A 22,881-nucleotide genomic window follows, 5' to 3' on the forward strand; every position below is an offset into this window, starting at 1 on the left:
CGCGGCTCTCGCGCGAAAGAGTTCACACCGGGAGGAACTTGCCATGCCGATCACGACAACAAGGCGCCAACTGCTCGCCGGATCTGCAGCCGCGCTCGCGCTGCCGGCATTTGCCCGCGCGCAAGGCGCGATCAAGCCGCGTCTGACTGCGATCTCGCAATGGTCCGCAGGCAGCGATGGTGCCGCCATCACGGCGCTCGGCAAGAAATTCGAGGAGAAAGGCGGGGTTTGGCAGCACTCCCCCGTCCCCGGCTTCACCACCGAGATGATGAACAAGCTGCGTGCCCAGATCATGGCCGGCGATCCACCGGCCTGCTCGCAGCTCAAGGGCCCCGAGATCGCGGCCTGGTCGAAGATTGCCCCAACCGTCGATCTCGATGCCGTCGTCGCTGCCGCCGGCTACGAAAAGGTTGTCGCGCCAGACCTTGCAAAATTGCACAAGCCGGGGGGCAAGTGGATTGCACTGCCGTTGCAGATCTACAGCACCAACATGCTGTTTCTCTCCAAACGCGCGATGGACAAGGCCAAGGCCGACAAGATCCCCGTCACATGGGCTGAATTCAACGACCTCGCCGAGAAGATGAAAGCAGGCGGCGTCCCCTATCCCATCGCCAACGGTGGCACCCGCGCGGACGACGGCCAAAAATTCGAGGCCGCTTTGGCAGGCATCAGTCCCACCGCATACCGCGCAGCCATCATGGACCTCGACAAGAAGGCCCTGGAAGGCCCCGAGATAAAGGCGGCCTTCGTACAGGTGCGCAAGATTGCCGACTGGATGGACCCCAACGTCGGCGCCCAGCACTTTTCGACCAACCTGAAGCGTTTCGTCGACGGCGACATGGGGATGATGATCATGGGCGGCTGGGCGCAGGGCGTCTTGCGCAACGCCGGCTTCAAGTTCGAGGACTTCATCATCGCCCCGGGCCCGAGCGACAATAGCAAGCCGGTCTTCCTGTTGAATGCCGATGCCTTCATATTCTGGCAGCGCAAGGAGCCCGACCTGCAAGCCGGCCAGACGCTGATGGCCCAGCTCGTCATGGATCCAGCGATCCAGACCATGTATTCGCAGATCACGGGATCGATCCCCGTGCGCACCGACGTCGATCTCTCCGGCGAAGGCTGGTCGGACGGTCAACGGCGGACCGCAGCAGCCCTGAAAGACGCGATCGCCAGCAATCAGGCCGTCCTCAGTCTTGCGCACAATATGGCGCAGGAAAACGGCATGACCGCAGCGATCATCGACGCGATCACGGAGTACGTGAAGAACAAGACGATCAAGCCGGAGCAAGCGGCCATACGCCTCGCCGACGCTGTCGAGAGCTCACGTTGACGATCGCCGTCTCGACAACACCGGGCCGGCCGGCGGCCCCTGACTGGGTACGCCGGCTGCCCGAATATTTGACGATCTGGGTGCCGCTGCTGTTGTCCGCCGCGCACCTCATTGCGTTTACGCTGTGGACGATCTGGATATCGTTCACGCCGTCCACTCTGGTCCCGGTCGCGGGGTGGGTCGGCTTGCGCAACTATTCTGCGGTTGCAGCATCGCGGAATTGGCAGATTGCCTTGGATAATCTGCTGCTGTTTGGCTGCGCCTTCGTGTTGCTGAGTTTAGCGGCCGGCCTCATCCTTGCAATCCTGCTCGATCAGCGCATTCGCGGCGAGAACCTGCTGCGGTCCATCTTCCTCTATCCCTTAGCGGTGTCATTCGTGGTCACCGGCACGGTCTGGAGTTGGCTGCTCAATCCTGGCCTCGGGATCCAGAAGCTGGTCCGCGACCTCGGCTGGATCTCCTTCCGGTTCGACTGGCTGATCGATCGCGACATGGCGATTTGGACCATTGTCATCGCTGCGATCTGGCAGTCCTCCGGTTTCGCCATGGCGCTGTTCCTCGCCGGCCTCCGCTCCGTCGACGCCGACCTGATCAAGGCCGCGCAGATCGACGGCGCCGGACCGATCCGAATGTACCGGCGGGTCATCCTGCCGACCCTTTGGCCGATCACCATCACCGTCATCGTCATCCAGCTGCAGTTCGCGATTTCGACCTTCGACCTCGTCCGCGCGCTCACCAATGGTGGGCCCGGGATCGCCACCCAGCTGCCTGCCCTCGTCGTCTATGATTTGATGTTCCAGCGCAGCCTGCTCGGACGGGGAGCGGCGGCGGCAGTGCTCATGTTGCTCATTCTTCTCGCGGTTCTGCTGCCCTATGCAGCGTGGCGTTATGTCCAGCGGCGGCGGGCGATCCATGCGTGAGCGAACATTCACGCCAGGCCGGATTCTGATCTATCTCGTCGTCTCGCTGGTCGCTGCAGCGTGGCTCGCGCCATTGGCTGTTGTCGTGCTGAACTCGCTGCGCACCAACGAGGAGATCGCGCAGGCCTCGATGATCGGCTGGCCGAAGCAATGGGCGTGGAGCAATTACGCTGCGGCCTGGAGCGGTTTCTGCGTCGCCGAGACCTGCGCCGGCATCCGGCCGTACATGCTGAACTCCGCGCTGGTCACCATCCCCGCGACGATTTTCTCGACCCTGCTCGGTGCTGTCGCCGGCTACGCCGTGTCGCTCTGGCGTTTTCGCGGCGATAGCTGGATCTACGGCATCGTGACCCTTGGCCTCTTCCTTCCCCAGCAGATGCGCTTGCTTCCCTGGACCATCGTGTTGCGCGATACGGGCCTGATGAACACGCTAACCGGCCTGGTCGTGATCCACACGATCCAGGGGCTCTCCTTTACCGTCTTGTTCTGCCGAAACTACTACACTGCCATCCCGCAGGATTTGATAAGAGCTGCGCGCATCGATGGTGCAGGGTTCTTTCGTATTTTCTGGCGCATTATCCTGCCGCTCTCGCCGCCTATTCTGGTCGTCACCGTGATCTGGCAGTTCACGCATATCTGGAACGAGTTTCTCTATGGCGTGACATTCACGACCGGTCAGCAGCAGCCGGTCACCGCCGCGCTGATCGCGCTATCCGCCGCGGTCGCCGACATCCCGCAGCATGGCGTGCAAAGCGCGGCGGTGATGATCGCCGCGCTGCCAACCCTGCTGATCTATCTGATCGGCGGCAAGTATTTCGTGCGCGGCCTCACCGCCGGGGCCGTGAAATGATCGGATCGTCATGGCAGCCCTAAGCATTCGTTCCCTGTCCAAGCGCTACGCCAATCTGGAGGTGCTGAAGGGCATCGATCTCGACATCGAGAGCGGTGAATTCACCGTGCTCGTCGGCCCATCCGGCTGCGGCAAGTCCACGCTGCTCAACATCATCGCCGGGCTCGACCTCCCGAGCGCCGGCACCGTGGAAATCGGCGGACGTGTCGTCAACGACATTCCGCCGAAAGACCGCGACATCGCCATGGTGTTCCAGTCCTACGCGCTCTATCCGTCGATGACGGTGCGCCAGAACATCACCTTCGGCATGGAATGCCGCCACGTACCAAAGGCGGAGCAGGAGAAGGCGCTGACGAATGTGGCCAGGCTGCTCCAGATCGAGCCGCTGCTCGGCCGCAAGCCGTCGCAGCTCTCCGGCGGCCAGCGCCAGCGTGTGGCGATGGGCCGGGCGCTGGTGCGCGATCCCCTGCTCTTCCTGTTCGACGAGCCGCTCTCCAATCTCGACGCCAAGCTGCGCGTCGAGATGCGGATGGAGATCAAGCGGCTGCACCAGCGCATCGGCGCCACCATCGTCTATGTCACCCACGACCAGATCGAGGCGATGACGATGGCGACGCGCATCGCCGTGATGCATCGGGGCGTGGTGCAGCAGTTTGCCGACCCTGACACCGTGTATCGCTATCCCGCCAATCTGTTCGTGGCCCGTTTCATGGGCTCGCCGCCGATGAACACGATGCCGGCACGGCTCGAGGCCGATGCCGGCGGCCCGGTGGTCGTGATCGGCGCGGGGCGGCCGGACGAGGTCCGCCTCCGCCTTGGCCAATACGACGCGGCGGCACCCTTCGTCGGCCGTGACGTGGTGGTCGGGATCAGGCCGGAATGCATTGCCGAGGGCAGCCGCGTATTTTCCGCGGACCCGCCCGTCGTCGTCAACGCGCCGGTGGAGATGGTCGAGCCGACGGGGGCCGAAACGATCGTGCTGCTGCGGCTTGGCGGCGAGCCTGCGCTGGCGCGCATCACGCCGGATATCCGCCCCACACCGGGTGCCGCCGCCCCGTTCGCGCTCGACACGCGCCGCATCTGCCTGTTCGACCCCGAGACGGAGCGACTGATCGCATGACAGCAACGAGCTATGCCGGTCTTAGGGACCGCGTGGTGTTGATCACCGGTGGCGCCAGCGGCATCGGTGCCGCCTTCGTGCGGGCGTTCGCGGCCCAAGGGGCGCGCGTCGCGTTCCTGGATCTCGATGAAGCAGCCGGCCGGGCGCTGGTCGCGGAAGTGAAGGCCGCGGCTGGAACCGCGCCCTTGTTCGTGCCCTGCGACCTGCTCGACATCGACGCCTTGCGCGGCGCCATGGCGCAGGTGCACAGATCGCTTGGCGATGCCGCGGTTCTCGTCAACAACGCCGCCAATGATCAGCGTCAGGTGCTGGCCGAGGTCACCCCGGCCGAGTTCGACTGGATGATCGGCGTCAACCTCAAGCACGTCTTCTTTGCCGCGCAAGCGGTGGTGCCGCAGATGCAGGCGCGCGGCGGCGGTTCGATCATCAACATGTCATCGATTGCCTGGATGCGCGGCGCGCCGGGGCTGCCGGTCTACGCCGCGGCGAAGGCCGCGATCGTCGGCTTCACCAACTCCCTGGCCCGGTCGCTCGGGCCCGACCGCATCCGCGTCAACGCGATCGCGCCGGGGATGGTGATCACGGAGCGTCAGCGCCGGCTGTGGTATCCAGACGACCAGGCGATCGCCGAGCTGCGCACGCGTCAGGCCATTCCCGACGCGGTGACGCCTGACGACATCGCCACCATGGCGCTGTTCCTCGCCTCCGATGAGAGCCAGCGCATCACACGCCAGTGCTTTCAGGTCGACGCTGGTCTCGGCTAGAGCGTGTACTCACACACCCGAGTGCCTCGCAGAGGTCCGCTCCTTATCCGCTAGCAGTCGGGTTGGCGTACCTGACCTTGGGTCCGAATTGGGCCAGTTGCGGAAGCCCCAAATTGGGCGCGGCACCGCACCGATCAGGGCGCGGCGGTGTCACTTCGTTTAATGATGCCGCGCTCAACGAAGTTCGCCGCATCCTGAGCAGTCATGTTCTGACCATAGAGCCGTCGCACTGCCGGGCTTAGCCGCTCGGCAAAGATAACGACCATCATGTTATCGCCGGTAACCTCCTGCTGGCCCATTTGCTCCGCGTGCGAGACAGCGCGCTGCATTACACGCTGAAACGCCGCCGTCGGGCGAGATTCGCCGGGGAACGTGCCGGTTTCGACCACGATGGCTATCAACTCATTGTCAATGTAGTCAGTCAGACTTCTCTGGAGCGCCGCAGGATCGACATCGCACGCTTGCATCACCTTCGAAGCATTCGCGTCATTTGTCAGCGCGAGCAGCAGGTGTTCTAGCGTCGTATACTGGTGTTTTCGCGCATCGGCATAGCCGAGGGCGCGCTGCAGAGTGATTTCAAGTTCAGTAGAAAACCGAGGTGCCCGAGGCCTAATCCCCGCATCGAGTGTGGTTGATGGCGTCGCATCCTTCATGCGCGGCGCGGTAACCTCGCCGCGAATTGCAGCCGCAAGTGTGTTCCAATCGGCAACGCCAAACGCCTTGGCAATCAGCTCAAGGCTTTGGCTATTGGTAATCTTCGCACCGTGGTCAGCGAGAAAGGCCCGAGCCGTTTGCGCCATGGCTTTGGCGTGGCGATAATCGCGCATCATCTTTCATCCCTTGCTTTGAACGAAACCGAGGTGTGCCAGGAGCTTGCGTTGCTGACCCGTTCGTTCGGGCAAAGGTCTATGAAAGACCTATGATACGTTTACCATCCCCACTGGGGCGCAAGCAGCAGGTCGTATCTACCTGAAGATAAAATGATCCAGATGAGAAACGCTGTCAACTGCCATGACCCGATAGATCATGTCCGGCTCGGGTCAAAATGCGAAGAACTCAACGTGAGAAAATCTGGTCCGCCATGCCTCACTGAGCGGACCTCACCCGGTGCGCTGCTACTTCGCCAATGGGCCATAAGCAGAAAGATTTTAATGGAAGTGGCGCATGAGGCTGGGCATCATTGGCTTTGCATGACCCGGCTCTTTTGCAACATATGGTCCAGAATTGTGATCGTCGAAGGGATCATGGGGTCCGGCAAGTCGACGACCGTGCTGCGACTTGCTGATCGCTTGAGGGCTTCCGGTGTGTCCGCCCTCGGCGTTACCGAGGGCATCAGGCCACATCCGATCCGCTTTGATTGGGACGCGCCATGGGAGGACATGCCAGCAACGCATCTGGCGAAGTCAGCCGCTGCGCGTTGGAGTGCCTACGCCAATTCTGCCGCGATGTCGGAGAGCATCACGGTTGTCGACGGACAGCTTTTCCACGGGAATTTAACGTCGCTGTTTCTACTTGATGCCGACATCGCCCTGATCCGCCGCTACCTTCGTGATGTGATAGCCACTATCAAGCCGCTACGTCCTTTGCTGATCTACTTTCACCAAGACGACGTTGATCGAGCGATCAGAACGGTTTCCGCAGAGCGAGGCGATTCATGGGTGACATATCAGGTCAATTGGAAGCTGACGTCGCCGTACGCCGTTAGGCATGGCTTCGCCGGTCTGGGGGGACTCATAGAGCTCTATCGTGATTACCGCCGGCTTACCGACCGGCTCTACGCGGAGCTCGATATCCCGAAGATCAGCATCGAGAACTCCCGAAAGGAATGGACGAAGTATGAAGAGACGATAGATTCCGTCTTGGTGAGCCAGGCGGGCGACGGAGGCAGCAATTCTTGATCGCTTTGTGACTGAGCTAGAGAAGATGCTTGCGTGCTGAGTCAGTGGCGACGGTCTGCGCTGGTCTGCTCCGGGTCATAAGCGGCCTTTCAGCACCCGGCTGCTTACTTCCGCTTGAGCACCGGGAGCGCGATCACCCGCGCCGGCACGGAGGTCTGAGATGGGCCAATAGGCGACATGGCCGGCTTGTTTGATATAAAAGGGTAACCAACTGAGGCTGTCTGAACCGTGGTTTCAATATGCACACGATTGGCATCGCAATTTGGATAGCTTGCGCCGTCGCGTTTGCGTATGGCGGGTACCACTACTGGGCTTTCCTCCAAAAGCTTGAGCAGGCCCAGATGGACGGAAGAATTCCGGTCAGTCTACAGGCGCCGCGCATGGATATTGTTTGGATGATTGCTAGCCCCGGCGTGGTGCCCGATGGGGCTGCCCACCGACGACGGGCAATGTATGGATTGGGGGCTTTTGTCGGCTTGTGGTTCGTATTCGCGCTCATGCCAATTTTGATACGCGCGTGAAAAAGTTACCTGTGACGCCGGCAGTCCCTGCTACTTGCCCCACGTCCGCATTGGGTCACAAGCCGCCGAGCACGACTAGGTTAGGAGACTTCCGCTTTGCGCTGGCAAGCCGACGTTTGGGAGTACACGTCCTAGCTAGCCTGCCTGCCCTTGCGCATCGTCGCCAGCACGATGTCGGCGGCGAGCACGCTCGGCGACTTGTTGCCGGTCGACATAATGGTGTCGAGCTGCGCGAACGCTTCCACCTGCTGTCGGCGCAGTGGTGAATCGGTCAGAAGGTCCGACAGCGCGGGCGCCAGCTTCTCCGGCGTGCAGTCTTCCTGCAGGAATTCGGGGATGACATCCTTGCCGATCACGAGATTGGCGAGGATCACCGAGGAGACGCGGATCGCGCGGCGCAGGATGAAGGCTTCGATCGCGCCGACGCGATAGGCGGTCACCATCGGAATGCCCGACAGCGCGAGCTCCAGCGTCACCGTGCCGGATTTTGCCAATGCCGCGCGCGCGATGCGGAAGGCGGCGCGCTTCTCGTTCTCGCCGACCACAATTTGAGGCTTGACCGGCCAGTTCGCGATGCCTTCGCGAATGGTGGCTTCGAGATGCGGCATGGTCGGCAGCATCAGTTCGAACGTGCGGCCTTCGGTCTGCAATCGACCGAGCGTCGCGCCGAACACGTCGAGATGGTGCCTGATCTCGCTGCGGCGGCTGCCGGGCAATACCAGCAAGACCGGCGGCTCGCCGTCGCGGCGCGCCTGCTCCTCCGCGTTCGGCCGCAGCGAGGACAATTGCTCGATCAGGGGATGGCCGACATAGCTGCATGGTGGCCCGCCGAGCTTGCGGTATTCGTCCGGCTCGAACGGCAACAGGCCGAGCACATGGTCGACATAGCCGAGCATGGTCCGCGCCCGTCCCGGCCGCCAGGCCCAGAGCTGCGGCGAGACGTAGTCGACGATGGGAATCGCCGGATTTCGCGCCCGCACGCGGCGGGCGACACGGTGAGTGAAGTCGGGACTGTCGATGATGACGAGCGCGTCCGGCGCGGCTTCGGTCACGGCCTCCGCGGTCTCGCGGATCAGCCGCAGGATCTTCGGCAATTGCTGCACGACCGCGGCGAAGCCGACGATCGAGAGCTCCTCGATCGGAAACAGCGTCTCAAGGCCCTGGCGCGCCATGGTGTGGCCACCGACACCCACGAACTGCACGCCGTCGCCGAGGCGCTGGCGCAGCACCTTCATCAAGGCGCTGCCGAGCCGGTCGCCGGATTCCTCCGTCGCAATCAGGAATATCTTGCGCTTGGGATCGCGGCCTTGCATCACGCCGGCAGGCCGATGACGAAGATATATTTGGCATCGGCGAGCGCGATCATCGCCTGCGGCTCGGCCGCGATGGTGTTGCCGGCGACGACGGCAATGCCGGCGAGCCCTGCGGCGGCGACGCCCTCGAGGGTGCGCGGGCCGATCGTCGGCAGGTCAAAGCGCAAATCCTGCCCGCTCTTTGGGACCTTCACCAGCACGCCCCGCCCGGAGGCGGCGCGGATGCGGCCCTCTTCGCGCAGCCGTGCCACGCGCGCGAGCAGCGCATCGGTGCCCTCGATATCCTCGACCGCCACCACATGGCCGTCGATCACGACCGCAGCCTGGCCGATGTCGAACGGACCGAGGGCGGTCAGCACCGCGCGTCCGCGCTCGATGTCGGTCTTGCCGGTGTCGCTCGGCCAGGCGCGGCTGATGCAGCCCTCGGGCATCAAGAGGTCGGGCGCGACATCCTTGATGCCGACCATCCGAAAGCCGCCCTGCTCGAGAATGCGCCCGACGCCGGACAACAAATGATCGTCGCCGCCGCGGAAGGCGCGGATGACATTGCCGAGCAGCCGGAGCGTCGTGAAGTCGACCCGGACCTCCGAGAGCGAAGGCCGCACCAGCGTGCCGATGAAGATCAGGTCGCGGCAGCCTTCTTCGCGAAACAGCCGCATGGCCCGGCCGAGTTGGCCGACCGAGATCCAGCGATGACGGAATTTTTCCACCCGTGCCGGATCGCAGGCCCCCCGAAGGGGAAATAGCACTGGCGTGATGCCGCGGGCAGCGAGCGAGTCGGCAACCGCGAACGGCATCGCGCCGCCGCCCGCGACCACGCCGACCGGCGATGAAATCTCCGAAGCCGCCGATGTCATGCCCGGGGCCATCGCATCATCACTTCGCGATGGCGGGAAGACAGAGCGGGCGCTTGCCCTTGCCGATGAAGTCGAGGATTTCGCCGATCGCCGGATCGTCACTGGCGAGCGGCCGCGCCGCCTCCAGGCGTTCGGCAAAGGTAGCGGGGCCATGGAAGAGCTTCTGGTAGAACGCGCGCACGGTCGCAAGCCGCTGCTTTGTGAACTTGCGCCGCTTCATGCCGATCAGGTTGAGGCTCTCAAGCACCGCATATTGGCCGTTGACCAGCCCATACGGGATGACGTCGTCGCGCACGCCGCAGACACCGCCAACCATGACATAAGGGCCGATGCGGGTGAACTGATGCACTGCGGACAGGCCGCCGATATAGACGGCGTCACCGATCTCGCAGTGGCCGCCGAGCGTCGCCGAGGTTGCGAAGATCACGTTGTTGCCGACCATGCAGTCATGCCCGACATGACTGTTGTTCATGAAATAGCCATCGTTGCCGACGCGCGTCAGGCCACCGCCCTTGATGGTGCCGACATTCATGGTCGCGCCCTCGCGGATGGTGCATCCAGAGCCGATCTCAAGCTTCGTAGGTTCGCCCTTGTAGCTGAGATCCTGGGGCGCGCCGCCCAGCACCACGAACGGCGAGATCACACAGCCGTCTCCGATCGAGGTGTGGCCGATGATCGTGACCTGTCCGATCAGCTTGCAGTTACTGCCGATCACGACATGCGGGCCGATGATGCAGAAGGGGCCGATCGCGGTGCCCTCGCCGATCACGGCGCCGTCCGCGATCCGTGCGGTGGGATCAATCTTACTCATCAAGCAATCTGACTCATCAAGAAGGTCTGATTAGGTGTTGAAGTCGCTCGGTTTTCCGCTGGTTAGCGCGACTATGCCCGATCTGTCCAGTGACGTATGATCTCTCCGTGTTTCAAGTGCCGGGTGAAGCAGCCTTCCCCGCTCATCAACAAGTTCACGCGGAGCTTCAGGTATCGTGGTCAGGGCCCTGGCACTTCTACTCGCACAGCTCGCCGCCGCGCCGATCGTGTCCGAGACGATCGAGACCGCCGAACACCGCCTCGTCGATCTCAAGACATTCGAATGCCGCGACATTACCCGCAGCACGGTGCTCCAGCGGGTCTGTTACGACCGGGCGCAGCAGGCCCTCGTCGTGGCAGTGGACGGCGTTTATGACCGCTATTGCGGCGTGCCAATCGACACGGTCGAGCGCCTGCTGGGCGCACCGTCCATGGGCCAGTTCTTCAAGCAGAACATCAAGCGCGAGGTCAGCGGAGGCCGCTACGCGTGTCCTGCACGCGAGCGCATCCAGAGGAGTTGATCCCGCTCAGTCGGTCAGCATGGCGCCGACATCGGCCTCCGCAACCACCTGGCCGTTGACCTTGGCGTCGCCGTGAAACCACCACATGGCCTTGCGGCGGCCGATCGAGCGCATGTGGTATTCGATGGTATCGCCGGGCAGCACCGGCTTGCGGAACTTGCACTTGTCGATGGTCAGGAAATACACAGCCCGCGGCTTATCGGTGCCCTCGACCGATTTGATGCCGATCACACCCGCGGTCTGCGCCATCGCTTCGATCATCATGACGCCGGGATAGACCGGGCGATCGGGAAAGTGGCCCTGGAACGGCGGCTCGTTGAAGGTGACGTTCTTGATGCCGATGCCGCTGTAATCGGTGCGGATGTTGATCACGCGATCGATCAGCAGCATCGGAAAGCGGTGCGGGAGCGTTTGCAGGATCATGTTGATGTCCACAAGCTCGAACCTGACCGGTGCTTCGTCCGTCACTCCCGTTCCTCCTGCTTCGGATCGGCCTTGCTGTCGCGCGCTAGGCGCTCCACCGCCAAAATTTCCTTGAACCACTGCCTGGTCGGCTTGGCGAAAAAACCACCCCAACGTCCGTTGGGAGGGACGTCGTCCTTGACGCCGCTCATGGCAGTCACCTGAGCTCCATCCCCGATCTTGACGTGATTGTTGATGCCCACCTTCGCTCCCAGCGCCACGTTGTCGCCGAGGGTGAGGCTGCCGGCAAGACCGATCTGGGCTGCCAGCAGGCAGTGCCGGCCAATGGTCACATTGTGGCCGATCTGGACCTGATTGTCGATTTTGGTCCCCTCGCCGATCACGGTGTCGCGCAAGGACCCGCGATCAATGGTGGTGCCGGCGCCGACCTCCACGTTGTTCTGGATCAGCACGCGGCCGGTCTGAGGCACCTTCAGGTGGCCCTCGGGGCCGAAGAAGATGAAGCCGTAGCCGTCCTGGCCGATCGAGCAGCCGGGGTGGATCAGCACGTCGTTGCCGATCAGCGCGCACTGGATGGCGGTGCGTGCCCCGACATTGCAGTCCCGGCCGATCTTGACGCCGGGGCCGATCACGGCCCCCACGCCGACCACCGTGCCGCTGCCGATCTCCACGTCGGGGCCGATCACGGCCAGGGGATCGACGATCACGCCGTCCTCCAGCCTGGCCGTTGGATCGATGATGGCCGACGGCGCGATGCCGTCGTTGCCGGTCCAGGATTGCGGCCGGAGCGCGTCGCCATGCCACTCCCGCGCGATCCTGACGAAGGCGCGGAACGGCTGTGGCGCCCGCAGCACGGCCACGTGCGCGGGCACCCGGGCCTCGAAGCGTGGGCTCACCAGGCAAGCACCGGCCTTGGTCGCCTTGAGCTCATCGGCATATTTGAGATTGTCGAAGAACGTCAGGTGCATCGGGCCGGCTTCGTCGAGCGAAGCAAGGCCCTTGATGATTTGGCCGCCCCTGGCGGGATCGACCAGCTCCGCCTTGGTCAGCGTGGCTATGTCAGCCAGCGCTGAGGCGGGCGGCTGTATGAAGAAGGTCGGCTGCGCCATTCCACCCCGTCGCGGTCCGGCTTCGGCATGAAGCGGCCAAGCCGCATCATGCCTGATCTCCTGGATTGGCACGATCCCTTTCGGAAACCGGCTCCGTAGTCCGGATCGTGCCGTGCTGTTCGAATTAGAACGAGGTGCCGCCGCCGAACCGGAACTCCTGCGTACGGTCGTTCTTGCCCTTGGTCAGCGGCACGGCGTAGTCGAAGCGCAGTGGACCGAACGGCGAGGCCCAGATCAAGCCGACACCGACCGACGACCGGACGGCATTGCCGTTGTCATACACCAAGCCGGTGCAGGTTCCAGCCGAGGCTGGATTGACGGTCGACGGCGTGCAGCTCGAATTCTTGGTCGTGGTCATTTCGTTGGTCACAGACCATGTCGTCGGGCCCTGATAGTCGAACAGACCGCCGGCGTCGGCGTAGACGGCGCCCTTCAGACCCACTTCCTTCGGCAGGAACCAGAACGGCATCTGCAATTCGAGCGAAGCACCCCAATATTTGGTGCCGCCAAGCGCGTCCTGCGTGCCGAAGGGGTTCAAATCGCGCGGTCCGATGCCGTTCGGGGCAAAGCCGCGGACGAGGTTCGGGCCCATCTGGAAGTGGTCGAGCATGCGCAGATCGCTGCCCATCTTGTTCAGCATGCCGCCCTGCAACCGGACCAGGCCGACGATGTCCGAGACGAGCGGAGTGTAGTACTTCGCATCGACAACCGACTTCAGGTAGGAGACGTCGCCGCCGACACCGGCGAAGTCCTGCCGGAAATCGACCAGGAGACCGTCGGTGGGGTTCTTGTTGTTGTCGAGCGTGTTGTAGGTCAGCGTGTAGCCGAGCGCCGAGGTCAACGTCTTGCCGTTCGCAAGCTCCTTGCGGACCGGCAGCGAGGCCTCGCCGTCGCTATAGCAGCCGAGGCCGTTGGTCGAGGCATCCAGAGGAATACCGCTCGCCGCCGAGAAAGCCGGGCTTGGATTGAAGGCCGCCGACCCAACTACGTTGTTACAGTTCGCCAGGTACGACGGCAGCGTGATTTCCTGCCTGTAGATCGAGTAGCGCACCTGCAGCGACAGATCTTCACGCAGGGAGAAGCCGAGGCGCGGCGAGAAGCCGAGCGTCTTGGTGCCGTAGGAGATGTAGCTGTTGGACCTCTGCTCGCGCTGATAGAGGTCGAGACCCAGCGCGACCCGGTAGTCGAGCAGATACGGTTCGACGAAGGACAGCGAGTAGCCGCGGGCATACTGACCGTATGTCACCGCCGCCTTGGCGAACAGGCCGCGGCCGAGCAAATTGCGTTCGGACACCGAGACTTCGGCCAGCGCACCGTCGGTGGTGGAGTAACCACCCGAGACCGAGAAGTCGCCGGTCGATTTCTCTTCCATGTCCACGAGCAGGATCACGCGGTCGCTCGACGAGCCGGGCTCCGTCGTGATCTTCACGCTCTTGAAATAGTCGAGGTTCTTCAAGCGGCGCTCGGCACGATCGACCAGCGCGCGGTTGTAGGCATCGCCCTCGGAGACGTCGAACTCGCGACGAATCACGTAGTCGCGCGTGCGGGTGTTGCCGCGGAGGTTGATGCGCTCGATATAGGTGCGCGGACCCTCGTCGATGTTGAACACGACCGACACGGTGTGCGCCTCGAAGTTGCGGTCGCCGCCGGGACGGACCACGGCGAAGGCATAACCGCGCCGCGAGGCTTCGATCTGCATCTCCTCGACCGACTTCTCGACCGATTCGACGTTGTAGAGCGAACCGACATTGACGCGCGAATAGTTGCGCATCGAGGTGGCATCGAAGTTCGGAATGCTGGAGCGGAAGTCAATCGAGCCGACCCGGTATTGCGAGCCTTCCTCGATCTTGAAGGTGACGTTGAAGCCCTTCTTCTCCGGATCGTATTCCGTGAGCGCGGCCACGACCTGGACGTCGGCGAAACCGTTCTTGAGATAGAAGCGGCGGATCAGGTCGCGGTCGGCCTCGACCCGATCGGGATCGTAGATGTCGCTGCTGGCGAGGAAGCTCAGCAGGTTCGATTCGTGCGTCTTGATGACGTCGCGCAGGCGGTACGACGAGTACGCGTTGTTGCCGACGAACTCGATCGACTTGACGCCGGTCTTGGCGCCCTCCTCGACCGTGAAGATGAGATCGACGCGGTTGTTCGGCTGCTCGATCACTTCAGGCGTGACGCGGACGTCGTAGCGGCCGGAACGGCGATAGATTTCGGCGATTCGCAGCGTGTCGGACTGCACCATGGCGCGGGAGAAGGTGCCGCGCGCCTTGGACTGGACTTCACCGGTGAGCTGCTCGTCCTTGATCTTCTTGTTGCCCTCGAAGGCAATGCGGCCGATCACCGGGTTTTCCACCACGGAGACGACGATCTGGCCACCGGCACCGCGGTTGATCCGGACGTCCTGGAACAGGCCGGTCTCGATCAGCGCCTTGAGGCCGTCGTCGATGGCACCCTGATCCAGGCGACCGCCGGGACCCGGCTTGAAGTAGGAGCGGATCGTCTCCACCTCGACCCGGCGATTTCCCTCGACGGAAATCGACTGCACGGTCTGAGCAAGCGCAGACGAAGACACAAAGGCAGCCCCAACCGGGGCAAGCACCGGCGCGCCGAACATGATCAGGGTTGCGAGCAAGCCCCCCCGGAGTCGCAGTCCAAACTTCATTGCGCAACGCGCCCTTATCATTCCGTACCAGACCCAACCCCAACGCCGGTCTGGAGATTCCCCAAGTTCAAGCCGCTTGTAGACAATTTCACCGACGCCGCAAACGGTCGAGCGCGCCGTAATTTCATTTTCATTCCAAGACGTTGCCCAAGAGCAACGCCCGGGCAACGCCACAAAAAAGCCCCTATCAGGATGCGGCCATCCGCAGGATGTCGTTGTAGGTCGCAAACACCATCAACATCAGCACCAAGCCCAGCCCGATTCGGAACCCCATCTCCTGAGTCCGCTCGGACAGGGGCCGACCACGGGCAACCTCCGCCGCATAGAACATAAGGTGACCGCCATCGAGCAGCGGGATCGGGAACAGATTCAGCAGGCCGATCGACACCGATAGCACCGCGCAGAGGTTGATCACGAACTGGAACCCGGCGCTGGCCGCCTGCCCCGACATCTTGGCAATGCCGAGCACGCCGCTGACCTCGTTCGGATTGCCGTTCCCGACGAACAACGAGCCCAGGAACTTGAAGGTGCTGGTGATGATGAACCAGACCTGCTCAACCCCGATCTTGAGCGCTTCGCCGACACCGACCGGCGACGTCGAGGCTTCACCGGCCTGAGACTTGTGCTCGACGCCGAGCACGCCGAGACGGTGGCTGTTGCCGAACGGATCCTTGCGCTCGAGCAGCGCCGGCGTCGCGGTCAGCGACACGATGGCGCCGTCGCGCTTGACCTGGAAGGCAAGCGGCGAACCGGCATTCATCGCAACCATGCGCTGCATGTCGGCAAAGCTTTCGATCGGCTTGCCGTCGATCTGGACGACGACGTCGCCAATCTTGAAGCCGGCTGCCGCCGCAGCGCCGTCGGCGACGACACCGTCGACGCGCGCGATCGTGCTCGGCTTGCCGTAATACAGCGCCATGCCGGCGAAGATCAGCGCGCCCAGGATGAAATTGGCGATCGGTCCGGCGGCAACGATGGCGGCGCGCGGGCCGACCTTCTTGTGATGGAAGCTGCCGGCGCGCTCCTCGGCCGTCATGGCCGCGAGCTTCTCGGACGACGGGGTCGAAGCCTCGCTCTCGTCGCCGAAGAACTTGACGTAGCCGCCGAGCGGGATCGCCGAGATCTTCCAGCGGGTGCCATGGCGATCGTTGAAGCCGACCAGCTCAGGTCCGAAACCGAGCGAAAAAGTTAACACGCGAACGCCGGCCCAGCGCGCGACCAGAAAATGGCCGAGCTCATGGAAGAACACGACGATGGTCAGGACGAACAGGAAGGGAACCGCGTAGCCGAGGAGCCCATGGCTCAACGTATTGAAACTATGGACGAAAAAGTCGATCATCGAATTCCCTCATCCAGCGCCGCAAGGCCCTGGCCCCGAACCATCTAGGATGCCTTTAAGGCAATTTGAGGCAATAGGGCGGCAGCCCTATTTCGCGCAACATGGTCAACAGCGATTGCATCGTCCGCTGACGTCAGCGGGGCCTGGTTCCCGCTCCGGATCCAGTCGTCCAGCGTCGCCTCCACCAGCCGGGCAATCGCGCCGAACCGGATCTTGCCCGCGATGAAGGCGGCGACCGCGACCTCGTTGGCGGCGTTGTAGACGGTGGTCGCCCCCTTCCCGGTCCGGAGCGAATCGAAGGCCAGGCGCAGGCCGGGGAAGCGCTCGAAATCCGGCGCCTCGAAGGTCAATTGGCCGATCTTGGCCAGATCGAGCTTGGCGGCCGGACCCTTGATGCGGTCGGGCCAGCCGAGGCAATGCGCGATCGGCGTGCGCATGTCGGGTGAGCCGAGCTGGGCCATGACTGAGCGGTCGGAGAACTCGACCATGCCGTGGATGATCGACTGCGGATGAACGAGGACGTCGATCTCGTCCGGCGCGAGCGCGAACAGATAGGAGGCCTCGATCACCTCGAGCCCCTTGTTCATCATCGAGGCGGAATCGATCGTGATCTTCTGGCCCATGCTCCAGTTCGGATGCTTCAGGGCTTGCGCGAGTGTCGCCTGCTCGATGTCGGCAGGCTTCCAGGTCCGGAACGGACCGCCGGAGGCCGTGATGATGACACGGACGAGCTCGTCGCGATTGCCCGAGGCGAGCGCCTGGAACAGCGCGTTGTGCTCGGAATCCGCAGGCAGGATGCAGGCGCCCGCTTTCGCCGCGCGCTGCATGAAGAAATCACCGGCGCAGACGAGACATTCCTTGTTGGCGAGCGCGACATGCGCGCCGCGATCGACCGCCGCCAGTGCCGGCTTCAGCCCGGCCGCGCCACTCACGGCGGCCATCACCCAATCGGCCGGACGCGCGCCGGCCTCGATCACCGCGCTTTCGCCGGCGCCGCATTCGGTGCCGGTGCCCGCGAGCGCGGCCTTGAGCTCGGCAAACTTGGAAGTGTCGGCGATCGCGACGTAGCGCGCGGAAAACTCTTTCGCGAGTTTTGCCAGCGCCTCGACATTGCTGTTCGCCGTCAGCGCCTCGACGCGGTAGCGCTCGGGAGAGGCGCGCAGCAGATCCATCGTGCTGTCGCCGATCGAGCCGGTGGCGCCGAGAACCGTGACACTGCGGACGGTCGATGCCGCAGCCTTGTTGTTACGCAATGGAACCGCGCTCATATCTTCACCAAACCATAAGACCGCTTCCGGCGCTATGCACACCATGGCGGAGGAAGCCGATAATCCATGCCACCAGGATGGCAGCGACAAAACCGTCCAGACGGTCCAATAGCCCGCCGTGGCCGGGAATTAAGTGACTGGAATCCTTGACATCGAAGCGCCGCTTGACCGCGGATTCGAACAGATCGCCGCAGGCCGACACGACCGACAGGACCGCGCTGACGAGCAGCAATGGAACTATCTTTCCAAGCCCGCAAGCGGCAAAGGCGACCGCGACCAAAAGGCTCGCGGCAAAGCCGCCGAACGCCCCTGACCAGGTCTTCTTCGGGCTGACGCGCGGCCACAGCTTCGGTCCGCCGATGCCGCGGCCTGCGAAATAGCCGCCGATATCGGTCGCCCACACCACGAGCAGCACGAACATCAGCGCGGCGAAGCCGTTCACGAGATCCTTCCGCAGCAGGATCGAGGCCAGTAGCGCCGCCGACGCATAGGCGAATCCGGAGGCAGCCCAGACGAACTTGCCCCGCGCGATCACCGTCACGATCGCGCCGCCAATCAGGCCCGTGATGATTGCGGTCTTCAGCGCGCCGAAGGCAACGCACAAGCCCATCGTGGCGATGACGATCGTCCCTGCCCCGGTCAGCGCGGTCGAGCCTGCGCCCACCACCATCAGCCATTCCGCGAACAGTCCGATCGACACCAGGGTGACGAGCAGCGCCCACATCCAGCCGCCGGCATAAGCGAGCGCAATGGCGAGCGGCGCCAGCACCAGCGCTGCGAGGATTCGCATCACAAGATTGCTCGGGGCAGGCTGAGAGCCGGCCGGCGCGGGATCGGGTTCGCTCACGAGGCGGTTTTCGCGACCAGGCCGCCGAAACGGCGCTCGCGCCTGGCGAATTCGGCGATTGCGCCTTCCAGCGCCGCCTTGTCGAAATCGGGCCAGTGAATCGGCACGAAGACGAGCTCGCTATAGGCGGCCTGCCACATCAGGAAGTTGGACAGCCGCTGCTCGCCGCTGGTGCGGATGATGAGATCGGGATCGGGAATGTCGGGTGCGTCGAGATGCGCCCCGAGGGTCTCGGCATCGATCGTATCAGGATTACGCCGGCCCTCGGCGACTTCGCGCGCGAGCTTCTGCGCCGCCTTCGCGATCTCCTGCCGGGATCCGTAATTGAAGGCGACGACGAGCGTGAGGCGCGTGTTATCGCGCGTCAGTTCCTCCGCCTCGTTGAGAAGTGCGCAGATGTCGCCCTCCAGCCCGTCCCGCTCGCCGATGATGCGGACCTTGACGCCGTCGCGATGCAGGCTTGCCAGATCATTGCGGATGAAGCGGCGCAACAGGCCGAACAGATCGCCGATCTCGCTCGCCGGACGCGACCAGTTTTCCGAACTGAAGGAGAAGATGGTGAGATAGCGGATGCCAAGCTCATGCGACGCGCGAACCACGCGGCGCAGGGCCTCGACGCCGCGGCGATGGCCTTCCGCCCGTGGCAAGCCGCGCGCGGCCGCCCAACGTCCGTTGCCATCCATGATGATGGCGACATGCGCAGGCGCATCGGACCGATCGGGTCCTTCCGTTGCGGGCGCGGCGGCGTTGGACATGAGGCTGCCTTAAAGCATGATCCGGAAGAGGGCGAAGCGGCTTTCCGAAACGATCACGCGCGAACAATAACCTAAAGCGCGATCCAGCGCGCTTTAAACGGTGAGGATTTCTTTTTCCTTGGCGGCCAGCAACTGGTCGATCTCGGAGATCGTGCCGTCGGTCGCCTTCTGCACGTCGTCGGCGTGGCGCTTCTGATCGTCCTCGGACATCTCGTGATTCTTCTCGAGCTTCTTGAGGACGTCGAGACCGTCGCGGCGGACATGGCGCGCGGCGACCTTGGCGGCTTCCGCGTATTTGTGCGCGACCTTGACGAGCTCCTTGCGGCGCTCCTCATTGAGCTCGGGGATGCGCAGGCGCAGCACCTGGCCTTCGGTCGCCGGCGACAGGCCGAGATTGGAATCGACGATCGCCTTCTCCACCGCCTTGACCATCGACTTGTCCCAGACCTGCACCGAGATCAGGCGCGGCTCCGGCACGCTGACGGTGGCGAGCTGGTTCAGCGGCATGTGGCTGCCATAGGCGTCGACCTGCACCGGATCGAGCATCGAGGCTGAGGCGCGACCGGTGCGCAGGCCGCCAAGCTCGTGCTTGAGCGACTGGATCGCGCCCTGCATGCGGCGTTTGACTTCGTTGAGATCGAAATTATCCGTGGCCATCACGTTTCTCCTTCAAAATCCCGGCGACCTCTCCGCACCCTTCCCTCGAGGGCGCAACGACAAGCCGTCAGCCGGCGACAATGGTTCCGTGGCCGCCGCCACGCAGTACAGCGCCGATCGAACCCGGCTCCGCGATCGAGAACACAATGATAGGCAGCGACGTCTCGCGGGCAAGCGCGAAGGCGGTCGCATCCATCACCTTGTAGCCGCCCTCGATCGCCTGCGAATGGGTCAGACGGTCGAATCGCGTCGCCGTCGGGTCTTTCTTCGGGTCGGCCGAGTAGACACCGTCGACATTGGTCGCCTTCAGCACCGCCTGGGCGCCGATCTCGGCTGCGCGCAGCACCGCGGTCGTGTCGGTGGTGAAGAACGGATTACCGGTTCCGCCGCCGAGCAGCACGATCCGACCCTCGGCGAGGTATTTGTGTGCCGCGGTGCGGGTGAACAGCTCGGAAATCTCGGGCATGACGAAGGCCGACAGCGTGCGCGCAGGCGTGCCCTTGCGCTCGATCGTGGCTTCGAGCGCGAGGCAGTTCATCATCGTGGCGAGCATGCCCATGGTGTCGCCGGTCGGGCGCGACACCCCGCGCGAGGAGACCTCGACGCCGCGAAAGAGGTTGCCGCCGCCGATCACGACGGCGACTTCGGTGCCGAGATGGCGGGCTGCGATCAGATCGTCGGCGACCCGGTCGATGGTCGGTTGATCAATGCCAAAACCCTGCGGTCCCGCGAGATATTCGCCGGACAGCTTGATCACGACGCGACGATAGACCGGATCAGTCATGAGCACTTTCCTTGTCCGGGCGCCGCTTCCGGCGGCACGCCGGAAGGAACGTTCCGGCGCTTACTTCTTGCCGCTGGCGGCCGCGACCTCGGCCGCGAAGTCGCTTTCCTGCTTCTCGATTCCCTCACCGAGAGCATAGCGCACAAAGCCCGCGATCTTCACCGCGCCGCCGACTTTGCCTTCGGCTTCCTTCACCGCCTGCGCCACCGACTTGCCGGTGTCGTGGATGAAGGCCTGCTCGAGCAGGCAGACTTCCTTGTAATAGGTCTTCAGGCCGGACTCGACGATCTTCTCGATCACGTTCTCGGGCTTGCCCTGCTGGCGATATTTGTCGGCGAGCACGTCCTTCTCGCGCTTGACGACCGCCGGATCGAGACCGGACGGATCGAGCGCCAGGGGGTTGGCGGCCGCGACATGCATCGCGATCTGGCGGCCAAGCGTTGCGAGTTCGTCCGCCTTGCCCGGCGATTCCAGCGCCACGATCACGCCCATCTTGCCGGCGCCCTCGACGACGGCGCCGTGGACGTAGCTCGACACCACGCCCTGGCTGACTTCGAGCGAAGCTGCGCGGCGCAGCGTCATGTTCTCGCCGATGGTGGCGATCGCGTCATTGATCGCAGTTTCGATCGTGACGTCGCCGACCTTGGCGGCCTTGATCGTCTCGACATCAGCGCCGACGTTGAATGCGACCTGGGCGATCATCTTGACGAGGCCCTGAAACTGGCCGTTGCGCGCGACGAAATCGGTCTCGGAATTGACCTCGACCACGACGCCCTTGTTGCCCTTGATGAGCGCACCGATCAGACCCTCGGCGGCGACGCGGCCCGACTTCTTGGCGGCCTTCGACAGGCCCTTCTTGCGCAGCCAATCCTGCGCCGCTTCCATGTTGCCGTCGTTTTCGGTCAGCGCGGCCTTGCAGTCCATCATGCCTGCGCCGGTCGACTCGCGCAGGTCCTTGACCATCGCAGCTGTGATCGTTGCCATCGTTCAAAATCCTTTTTGCCTGCCGGTTTGCCGCGGCGCGGCCAGATCGCCTCGCCGCGGTCCATCTCAGGAATTCGCGTCAACTGAAATGGTGGCCGGAGCTTGTCCGGCCAACCCATCGCTCTTTTTGACTATTCCGCTTCCGCGGTCAGCGCCTTGGCCTTGGCCACCCAGGCGTCCGCGCGGCTCGGCAGGCCGACTTCTTCGCCGATCTTGTGCGCGGTGTCGTGATCGAGCTCGGCCAGCTGCCAGAAGTGGAAGATGCCGAGGTCGTTGAACTTCTTCTCGATCGCGCCCGACACGCCCGGGAGCTTCTTGAGGTCGTCGGAGGTCCCGCGCGGACCGGCGAGGCCCTGGAAGCCGCTCGTGGCGGCCGGCAGCTCTTCTGCGACCGGCCGAACCGAAGCGCCGACGTCGATGCCGGAATCGCCCTGGGCGCGCGAAATGCCGTCAATCGCTGCACGCGCGATCAGATCGCAATAAAGCGCAATCGCGCGGCCGGCGTCGTCATTTCCCGGGACCACATAGGTGATGCCCTTCGGATCCGAATTGGTGTCGACGATCGCCGCGACCGGGATGTTGAGCCGCTGGGCTTCCTGGATCGCGATGTCTTCCTTGTTGGTGTCGATCACGAAGATCAGGTCGGGCAGACCGCCCATGTCCTTGATGCCGCCGAGCGAGCGGTCGAGCTTGTCGCGCTCGCGCTGAAGCGTCAGGCGCTCCTTCTTGGTGTAGGAGGAGGCATCGCCGCCGGCCAGCACGTCGTCGAGATGACGCAGGCGCTTGATCGAGCCCGAGATCGTCTTCCAGTTGGTCAGCGTGCCGCCGAGCCAGCGCGAATTGACGAAGTACTGAGCGCAGCGCTTGGCCGCGTCGGCAACGCCGTGCTGCGCCTGGCGCTTGGTGCCGACGAACAGGATGCGGCCGCCCTTGGCGACGGTGTCGCTGACCGCCTGCAAGGCGTTGTGCAGCAACGGCACGGTCTGCGCGAGGTCGACGATGTGGATGTTGTTGCGAGCGCCGAAAATGAACGGCGCCATTTTCGGATTCCAGCGGTGAGACTGGTGACCAAAGTGCACGCCGGCTTCGAGGAGCTGACGCATAGTGAAATCGGGTAGTGCCATCGTTCTAATTCTCCGGTTGGTTCCTCCG

General features: G+C 63.6%; 22 protein-coding genes. 7 read left to right on the top strand and 15 right to left on the bottom strand.

The window, feature by feature from the left end:
• Positions 1-43: 43 nt before the first annotated feature.
• Genes AC0L3U_RS23425 through AC0L3U_RS23445 form a run of 5 tightly spaced genes read left to right on the top strand, consistent with a single transcriptional unit; the run spans position 44 to position 4,984 of the window.
• Complete coding sequence (locus tag AC0L3U_RS23425) at positions 44-1,330, top strand: ABC transporter substrate-binding protein (protein ID WP_473363379.1); 1,287 nt, start codon at positions 44-46, stop codon at positions 1,328-1,330.
• Positions 1,327-2,250, top strand: a complete 924-nt coding sequence (locus tag AC0L3U_RS23430) for a carbohydrate ABC transporter permease (protein WP_473363380.1) — start codon at positions 1,327-1,329, stop codon at positions 2,248-2,250. The genes AC0L3U_RS23425 and AC0L3U_RS23430 overlap by 4 nt, the downstream gene beginning before the upstream one ends.
• Entirely contained in the window at positions 2,243-3,100 is an 858-nt protein-coding gene (locus tag AC0L3U_RS23435) for a carbohydrate ABC transporter permease (protein WP_473363381.1), read from the top strand. The genes AC0L3U_RS23430 and AC0L3U_RS23435 overlap by 8 nt, the downstream gene beginning before the upstream one ends.
• A gap of 10 nt (positions 3,101-3,110) precedes the next feature.
• Complete coding sequence (locus AC0L3U_RS23440; protein ID WP_473363382.1) at positions 3,111-4,220, top strand: ABC transporter ATP-binding protein; 1,110 nt, start codon at positions 3,111-3,113, stop codon at positions 4,218-4,220.
• Positions 4,217-4,984, top strand: coding sequence for an SDR family NAD(P)-dependent oxidoreductase (locus AC0L3U_RS23445; RefSeq protein ID WP_473363383.1), 768 nt, complete (start codon positions 4,217-4,219; stop codon positions 4,982-4,984). Before AC0L3U_RS23440 ends, AC0L3U_RS23445 begins: the two co-directional genes overlap by 4 nt.
• Positions 4,985-5,118: 134 nt before the next feature.
• On the opposite strand, the gene AC0L3U_RS23450 is transcribed toward AC0L3U_RS23445, so the two are convergent.
• Positions 5,119-5,814 carry a Clp protease N-terminal domain-containing protein gene (locus AC0L3U_RS23450; RefSeq protein ID WP_473363384.1) on the bottom strand — a complete coding sequence of 232 codons (696 nt, stop codon included), beginning with the start codon at positions 5,812-5,814 and terminating at the stop codon, positions 5,119-5,121.
• 321 nt (positions 5,815-6,135) lie between these two features.
• Here AC0L3U_RS23450 and AC0L3U_RS23455 point away from each other — a divergent pair, with 321 nt between their 5' ends.
• A complete protein-coding gene (locus AC0L3U_RS23455; RefSeq protein WP_473363385.1) occupies positions 6,136-6,882 on the top strand; it encodes a P-loop NTPase family protein in 747 nt (248 codons plus the stop codon).
• Positions 6,883-7,534: 652 nt separating this feature from the next.
• Here the strand turns inward: AC0L3U_RS23455 and lpxB are convergent.
• From lpxB to lpxA, 3 genes are read right to left on the bottom strand one after another with little or no spacing between them, the layout of a single operon-like run.
• Positions 7,535-8,719: a lipid-A-disaccharide synthase gene (lpxB, locus tag AC0L3U_RS23460; protein ID WP_473363386.1), complete on the bottom strand. Its 1,185-nt coding sequence runs from the start codon at positions 8,717-8,719 to the stop codon at positions 7,535-7,537.
• Positions 8,716-9,573, bottom strand: a complete 858-nt coding sequence (locus tag AC0L3U_RS23465; protein ID WP_473363449.1) for an LpxI family protein — start codon at positions 9,571-9,573, stop codon at positions 8,716-8,718. The genes lpxB and AC0L3U_RS23465 overlap by 4 nt, the downstream gene beginning before the upstream one ends.
• A 19-nt stretch (positions 9,574-9,592) precedes the next feature.
• Positions 9,593-10,384, bottom strand: coding sequence for an acyl-ACP--UDP-N-acetylglucosamine O-acyltransferase (gene lpxA, locus AC0L3U_RS23470; RefSeq protein WP_473363387.1), 792 nt, complete (start codon positions 10,382-10,384; stop codon positions 9,593-9,595).
• A gap of 175 nt (positions 10,385-10,559) precedes the next feature.
• On the opposite strand from lpxA, the gene AC0L3U_RS23475 reads away from it, so the two are divergent.
• Entirely contained in the window at positions 10,560-10,904 is a 345-nt protein-coding gene (locus AC0L3U_RS23475; RefSeq protein ID WP_473363388.1) for a KTSC domain-containing protein, read from the top strand.
• 6 nt (positions 10,905-10,910) lie between these two features.
• Here AC0L3U_RS23475 and fabZ read toward each other — a convergent pair whose 3' ends face one another.
• The 11 genes from fabZ to AC0L3U_RS23530 all read right to left on the bottom strand — a co-directional run bounded on the left by fabZ (position 10,911) and on the right by AC0L3U_RS23530 (position 22,853).
• Positions 10,911-11,327, bottom strand: a complete 417-nt coding sequence (fabZ, locus tag AC0L3U_RS23480; RefSeq protein ID WP_051058562.1) for a 3-hydroxyacyl-ACP dehydratase FabZ — start codon at positions 11,325-11,327, stop codon at positions 10,911-10,913.
• Between the two features lie 41 nt (positions 11,328-11,368).
• Positions 11,369-12,436, bottom strand: coding sequence for a UDP-3-O-(3-hydroxymyristoyl)glucosamine N-acyltransferase (gene lpxD, locus AC0L3U_RS23485; protein WP_473289250.1), 1,068 nt, complete (start codon positions 12,434-12,436; stop codon positions 11,369-11,371).
• Between the two features lie 124 nt (positions 12,437-12,560).
• Complete coding sequence (gene bamA / locus AC0L3U_RS23490) at positions 12,561-15,095, bottom strand: outer membrane protein assembly factor BamA (RefSeq protein ID WP_473289252.1); 2,535 nt, start codon at positions 15,093-15,095, stop codon at positions 12,561-12,563.
• Positions 15,096-15,282: 187 nt separating this feature from the next.
• Positions 15,283-16,434, bottom strand: coding sequence for an RIP metalloprotease RseP (rseP, locus tag AC0L3U_RS23495; RefSeq protein WP_027567151.1), 1,152 nt, complete (start codon positions 16,432-16,434; stop codon positions 15,283-15,285).
• Between the two features lie 44 nt (positions 16,435-16,478).
• Positions 16,479-17,702 carry a 1-deoxy-D-xylulose-5-phosphate reductoisomerase gene (gene dxr / locus AC0L3U_RS23500; protein WP_473363389.1) on the bottom strand — a complete coding sequence of 408 codons (1,224 nt, stop codon included), beginning with the start codon at positions 17,700-17,702 and terminating at the stop codon, positions 16,479-16,481.
• A 4-nt stretch (positions 17,703-17,706) separates the two neighbouring features.
• Positions 17,707-18,492 (bottom strand): phosphatidate cytidylyltransferase, encoded by a 786-nt coding sequence (locus AC0L3U_RS23505; protein ID WP_473363390.1) that lies wholly within the window; start codon positions 18,490-18,492, stop codon positions 17,707-17,709.
• A gap of 53 nt (positions 18,493-18,545) precedes the next feature.
• Positions 18,546-19,304 (bottom strand): isoprenyl transferase, encoded by a 759-nt coding sequence (locus AC0L3U_RS23510; protein WP_027518195.1) that lies wholly within the window; start codon positions 19,302-19,304, stop codon positions 18,546-18,548.
• Positions 19,305-19,397: 93 nt separating this feature from the next.
• Positions 19,398-19,961 carry a ribosome recycling factor gene (frr, locus tag AC0L3U_RS23515; RefSeq protein ID WP_027518196.1) on the bottom strand — a complete coding sequence of 188 codons (564 nt, stop codon included), beginning with the start codon at positions 19,959-19,961 and terminating at the stop codon, positions 19,398-19,400.
• A 67-nt stretch (positions 19,962-20,028) separates the two neighbouring features.
• Positions 20,029-20,745 carry a UMP kinase gene (pyrH, locus tag AC0L3U_RS23520; RefSeq protein ID WP_018455040.1) on the bottom strand — a complete coding sequence of 239 codons (717 nt, stop codon included), beginning with the start codon at positions 20,743-20,745 and terminating at the stop codon, positions 20,029-20,031.
• Positions 20,746-20,805: 60 nt separating this feature from the next.
• A complete protein-coding gene (tsf, locus tag AC0L3U_RS23525) occupies positions 20,806-21,729 on the bottom strand; it encodes a translation elongation factor Ts (protein WP_473363391.1) in 924 nt (307 codons plus the stop codon).
• Positions 21,730-21,860: 131 nt separating this feature from the next.
• Positions 21,861-22,853 (bottom strand): 30S ribosomal protein S2, encoded by a 993-nt coding sequence (locus AC0L3U_RS23530; RefSeq protein ID WP_473363392.1) that lies wholly within the window; start codon positions 22,851-22,853, stop codon positions 21,861-21,863.
• Between the last annotated feature and the right edge of the window lie 28 nt (positions 22,854-22,881).

The sequence above is a fragment of the Bradyrhizobium sp. Kon69 genome (assembly GCF_055807515.1).

Bases quoted from the DNA above. Each gene is read 5' to 3' on its own strand.
- lpxD (WP_473289250.1), bottom strand. From the start codon at position 12,436: ATGGCGCAGCCGACCTTCTTCATACAGCCGCCCGCCTCAGCGCTGGCT.
- AC0L3U_RS23505 (WP_473363390.1), bottom strand. From the start codon at position 18,492: ATGCGAATCCTCGCAGCGCTGGTGCTGGCGCCGCTCGCCATTGCGCTC.
- pyrH (WP_018455040.1), bottom strand. From the start codon at position 20,745: ATGACTGATCCGGTCTATCGTCGCGTCGTGATCAAGCTGTCCGGCGAA.
- dxr (WP_473363389.1), bottom strand. From the start codon at position 17,702: ATGAGCGCGGTTCCATTGCGTAACAACAAGGCTGCGGCATCGACCGTC.
- frr (WP_027518196.1), bottom strand. From the start codon at position 19,961: ATGGCCACGGATAATTTCGATCTCAACGAAGTCAAACGCCGCATGCAG.
- bamA (WP_473289252.1), bottom strand. From the start codon at position 15,095: ATGAAGTTTGGACTGCGACTCCGGGGGGGCTTGCTCGCAACCCTGATC.
- AC0L3U_RS23445 (WP_473363383.1), top strand. From the start codon at position 4,217: ATGACAGCAACGAGCTATGCCGGTCTTAGGGACCGCGTGGTGTTGATC.
- lpxA (WP_473363387.1), bottom strand. From the start codon at position 10,384: ATGAGTAAGATTGATCCCACCGCACGGATCGCGGACGGCGCCGTGATC.
- AC0L3U_RS23435 (WP_473363381.1), top strand. From the start codon at position 2,243: ATGCGTGAGCGAACATTCACGCCAGGCCGGATTCTGATCTATCTCGTC.
- AC0L3U_RS23510 (WP_027518195.1), bottom strand. From the start codon at position 19,304: ATGTCCAACGCCGCCGCGCCCGCAACGGAAGGACCCGATCGGTCCGAT.
- fabZ (WP_051058562.1), bottom strand. From the start codon at position 11,327: ATGATCCTGCAAACGCTCCCGCACCGCTTTCCGATGCTGCTGATCGAT.
- AC0L3U_RS23440 (WP_473363382.1), top strand. From the start codon at position 3,111: ATGGCAGCCCTAAGCATTCGTTCCCTGTCCAAGCGCTACGCCAATCTG.
- AC0L3U_RS23455 (WP_473363385.1), top strand. From the start codon at position 6,136: ATGGAAGTGGCGCATGAGGCTGGGCATCATTGGCTTTGCATGACCCGG.
- AC0L3U_RS23465 (WP_473363449.1), bottom strand. From the start codon at position 9,573: ATGACATCGGCGGCTTCGGAGATTTCATCGCCGGTCGGCGTGGTCGCG.
- AC0L3U_RS23530 (WP_473363392.1), bottom strand. From the start codon at position 22,853: ATGGCACTACCCGATTTCACTATGCGTCAGCTCCTCGAAGCCGGCGTG.
- AC0L3U_RS23450 (WP_473363384.1), bottom strand. From the start codon at position 5,814: ATGATGCGCGATTATCGCCACGCCAAAGCCATGGCGCAAACGGCTCGG.
- tsf (WP_473363391.1), bottom strand. From the start codon at position 21,729: ATGGCAACGATCACAGCTGCGATGGTCAAGGACCTGCGCGAGTCGACC.
- rseP (WP_027567151.1), bottom strand. From the start codon at position 16,434: ATGATCGACTTTTTCGTCCATAGTTTCAATACGTTGAGCCATGGGCTC.
- AC0L3U_RS23425 (WP_473363379.1), top strand. From the start codon at position 44: ATGCCGATCACGACAACAAGGCGCCAACTGCTCGCCGGATCTGCAGCC.